Consider the following 3,359-nt stretch of genomic DNA (forward strand, 5'->3'; position numbering starts at 1 on the left):
ATTTATGCATTCACTTTCTGGAAGTTATGAAGCGTTGTTTAGCAAAAAAGCGCAGTTGTATAAATCGATGGATTTAAAAAATAAAAACTTGACCGAAGATGATTTTAAAAAATATATTTTAGAACATTATACTTTTATTAGTCGACCTGTTTTTATAATTAATGATAAAATTTATATTGGAAACACGCAGCAAAATATGTTGCAAGTGATGAAAGCGTTGGGGTAAGTGATTAAAATTTATTATATTTGTACTTTAAATGATTGATTATGAGTTTGCAATTTATTCAAAACGAAAAAGGAAAAGATATTGGCGTTTTTATTCCTATTAAAAATTGGGAGCAAATGAAGATTGAAAACGAAGGACTTTCGAGTTTTGAAATATCAGCCAAAAATAAAAATATTTTATCTAAAAAAAATGACTCAAAAGATAAAATTTAGATTTAAAATAATCTAATATAAAAATCTAAATTTATTTAATGTCTAAAAGAAACTTAGCTCTAGTTGGAGCAACTTTAGTCTCTATAATTTACGGATTAACTTTTACAATTGCCAAAGATGTAATGCCAAAATATATTGAACCGTTTGGGTTTATAGTTTTGCGTGTATTTGGTGCAGCGGTTTTGTTTTGGATGGTTTCATTTTTTATGAGATTGTCTCGCAAAGCTCACAATGACAATAAAATTGCATTAAAAGATTTTCCTAGAATTGCTGCTGCAGCATTGTTTGGCGTAGCAATAAATATGTTAACTTTTTTTAAAGGATTGAGTTTAACTTCTCCTATTTCGGCATCGGTAATTATGGTTTCTACACCAATTATTGTTTTGATTTTGTCTGCAATAATTATGAAAGAACGCATGTTGAAACGCAAAGTTTTTGGAATAATTTTGGGTTCAATTGGAACTGTTTTTTTAATTGTTTACGGAAAATCTATTGGCAATGCAACCAATGCTAGTTTGGGAAACTTTCTTGTTTTGGTAAATGCTATTTCGTATGGATTTTATCTTATAATTGTTAAGAAATTAATGGATAAATACAATGCTTTTACGTTTGTAAAATGGATTTATACTTTCGGATTTCTACTAGTTTTACCATTTGGATGGAACGAATTTGAAGTTATAAATTGGACAATAATTCCGATTGCTATTTACTGGAAAATTGGTTTTGTGATTTTGTTTTCTACTTTTTTTACTTATTTGCTAAACTTACTTTCAATGCGTGAATTAAAACCAACAACTGTTGCTGTTTTTATTTATTTACAACCACTTTTTGCTACAATCTTTGCCATTAGTTTAGGAAAAGATGCCTTGAGTTGGGTTAAAATTAGTTCGGCAATTTTAATATTTGTTGGAGTTTATCTTGTTACGCAGAAGAAAAGTGGTCAGTGATCAGTTTTCAGTCGTATGTAATAAGATTTTATATCAACATAACAATTGAAAAATAAATAGTGAACACTAATCTCTAAAAAACTGAAGACTGAAAACTGATCACTGATCACTGAAAACTGAACACTGAACACTGAATACTGAACACTTTTTTATTATCTTTGAATTCTTATAAAAAAATATGATACAATCAATGACTGGTTTTGGAAAAGCATCTTTGCAATTACCAACCAAAAAAATTACCGTAGAAATAAAATCGCTAAACAGTAAAGGTTTAGATTTAAATACTAGAATGCCATCGGTTTTTAGAGAAATGGAATTGGGTTTGCGCAACCAAATATCGCAACGATTGGAACGCGGAAAAATTGATTTTTCACTATATGCAGAAGTTACTGGAGAAGAAACATCGTCTAAAATTAATGTGCCAATTGTAAATGCATATATTAATCAAATGAAAGCGGTTTTGCCAAATGCAGACGAAACTGAATTGATGAAAATGGCCGTAAGAATGCCAGATGTATTAAAAACAGAACGTGACGAAATTGACGAAAACGAGTGGAAACAAATTCAAACAGTTATTGACGAAGCATTAAATAATATTCAGAATTTTCGAAAAGACGAAGGTTTATCGCTAGAAAAAGAATTTGTGTTGCGAACAGGAAATATAAATTCGCTAATGAATGAAGCCGTTTCGTTTGACACAGAACGAATTGAAACTGTAAAAACCAGATTAAGAACAGCACTCGACGAATTAAAAGTAAACGTAGATGAAAACCGTTTTGAACAAGAATTGATTTTTTATTTAGAAAAATATGATATTACAGAAGAAAAAGTTCGACTAGAAAATCATTTAAATTATTTTGTAGAAACTCTTTCTGGAACTGAAGCTAATGGTAGAAAACTAGGTTTTATTTCGCAAGAAATTGGTAGAGAAATTAATACAATGGGTTCAAAATCTAATCATTCTGGAATGCAAAAAATTGTAGTGATGATGAAAGATGAATTGGAGAAAATTAAGGAACAGGTTTTGAATGTGCTTTAAAAGTAGTAAGATAAAAAAGAATTAAGTAGTAAGATTCTATAAATTCTTTTGGATTTTTTAGATTCTAATATCAACAGATATTGAAATCCTGAAATAAATTCAGAACAAGTAAATTCAGCATAAAATGAAGAAAGGAAAATTATTAGTATTCTCAGCGCCATCAGGTTCAGGAAAAACAACTATAGTTAGGCATTTGCTTAAGCAAGAAGATTTGAATTTAGAGTTTTCTATATCATCTACTACTCGTGAAGCTCGTGGCGAAGAAGTGAACGGAAAAGATTATTATTTTATTTCGCTTCAAGAGTTTAAAAAACACATTAAAGCCGAAGAATTTCTAGAATGGGAAGAAGTGTATCGCGATAATTTTTACGGAACTTTAAAAAGCGAAGTAGAACGCATTTGGGCAAAAGGTAAAAACGTAATTTTTGATATAGATGTTTCTGGCGGATTACGAATAAAATCTAAATACAAACAAGAAACACTAGCTGTTTTTGTAAAACCACCAAGCATTGACGAGTTAAAAATTAGATTAAAAAAACGTTCAACAGAAAGTGACGACAAAATAAATATGCGAATTGCAAAAGCTTCGGTAGAATTGGCAACTGCGCCACAATTTGACAAAATTATAAAAAATTATGATTTGGATGTGGCAAAGGAAGAAGCATATCAGTTGGTGAAAACTTTTATTCACACGAATTCCACGAATTAACGCAAATTTGGTGAAATTAATTGAACTCAATAAATTAGTGTTAATTCGTGTAATTCGTGTGAAAAATTTAATTTAGATTTAAAAAAATGAAAATCGGATTATACTTTGGCACTTTCAACCCAATTCACGTTGGTCATTTAATTATTGCCAATCACATGGCAGAACATTCTGTTTTAGAACAAATTTGGATGGTTGTAACGCCACACAATCCGCACAAAGAAAAAAA

Annotated in this window: 6 protein-coding genes; all 6 read left to right on the forward strand. The window is 29.7% G+C overall.

Translation table 11 applies throughout. The features are described from left to right. Positions 1-226: arsenate reductase family protein (locus ACH2BO_RS01255; protein WP_395042944.1), on the forward strand; the 226-nt coding region annotated here is incomplete at its 5' end. A gap of 41 nt (positions 227-267) precedes the next feature. Then, on the forward strand, positions 268-438 hold the full coding sequence (locus ACH2BO_RS01260; protein ID WP_395042945.1) for a hypothetical protein: 171 nt from the start codon (positions 268-270) through the stop codon (positions 436-438). A gap of 38 nt (positions 439-476) precedes the next feature. Next, positions 477-1,385, forward strand: a complete 909-nt coding sequence (locus ACH2BO_RS01265; protein WP_395042946.1) for a DMT family transporter — start codon at positions 477-479, stop codon at positions 1,383-1,385. A 178-nt stretch (positions 1,386-1,563) separates the two neighbouring features. Continuing rightward, positions 1,564-2,424 (forward strand): YicC/YloC family endoribonuclease, encoded by an 861-nt coding sequence (locus tag ACH2BO_RS01270; RefSeq protein ID WP_395042947.1) that lies wholly within the window; start codon positions 1,564-1,566, stop codon positions 2,422-2,424. Between the two features lie 124 nt (positions 2,425-2,548). Beyond that, positions 2,549-3,133, forward strand: a complete 585-nt coding sequence (gmk, locus tag ACH2BO_RS01275) for a guanylate kinase (RefSeq protein ID WP_395042948.1) — start codon at positions 2,549-2,551, stop codon at positions 3,131-3,133. Positions 3,134-3,219: 86 nt separating this feature from the next. Continuing rightward, positions 3,220-3,359 (forward strand): nicotinate-nicotinamide nucleotide adenylyltransferase (locus tag ACH2BO_RS01280; protein ID WP_395042949.1); only part of this gene is annotated, 140 nt, incomplete at its 3' end.

The sequence above is a fragment of the Flavobacterium sp. genome (assembly GCF_043773265.1).
GTDB lineage: Bacteria > Bacteroidota > Bacteroidia > Flavobacteriales > Flavobacteriaceae > Flavobacterium.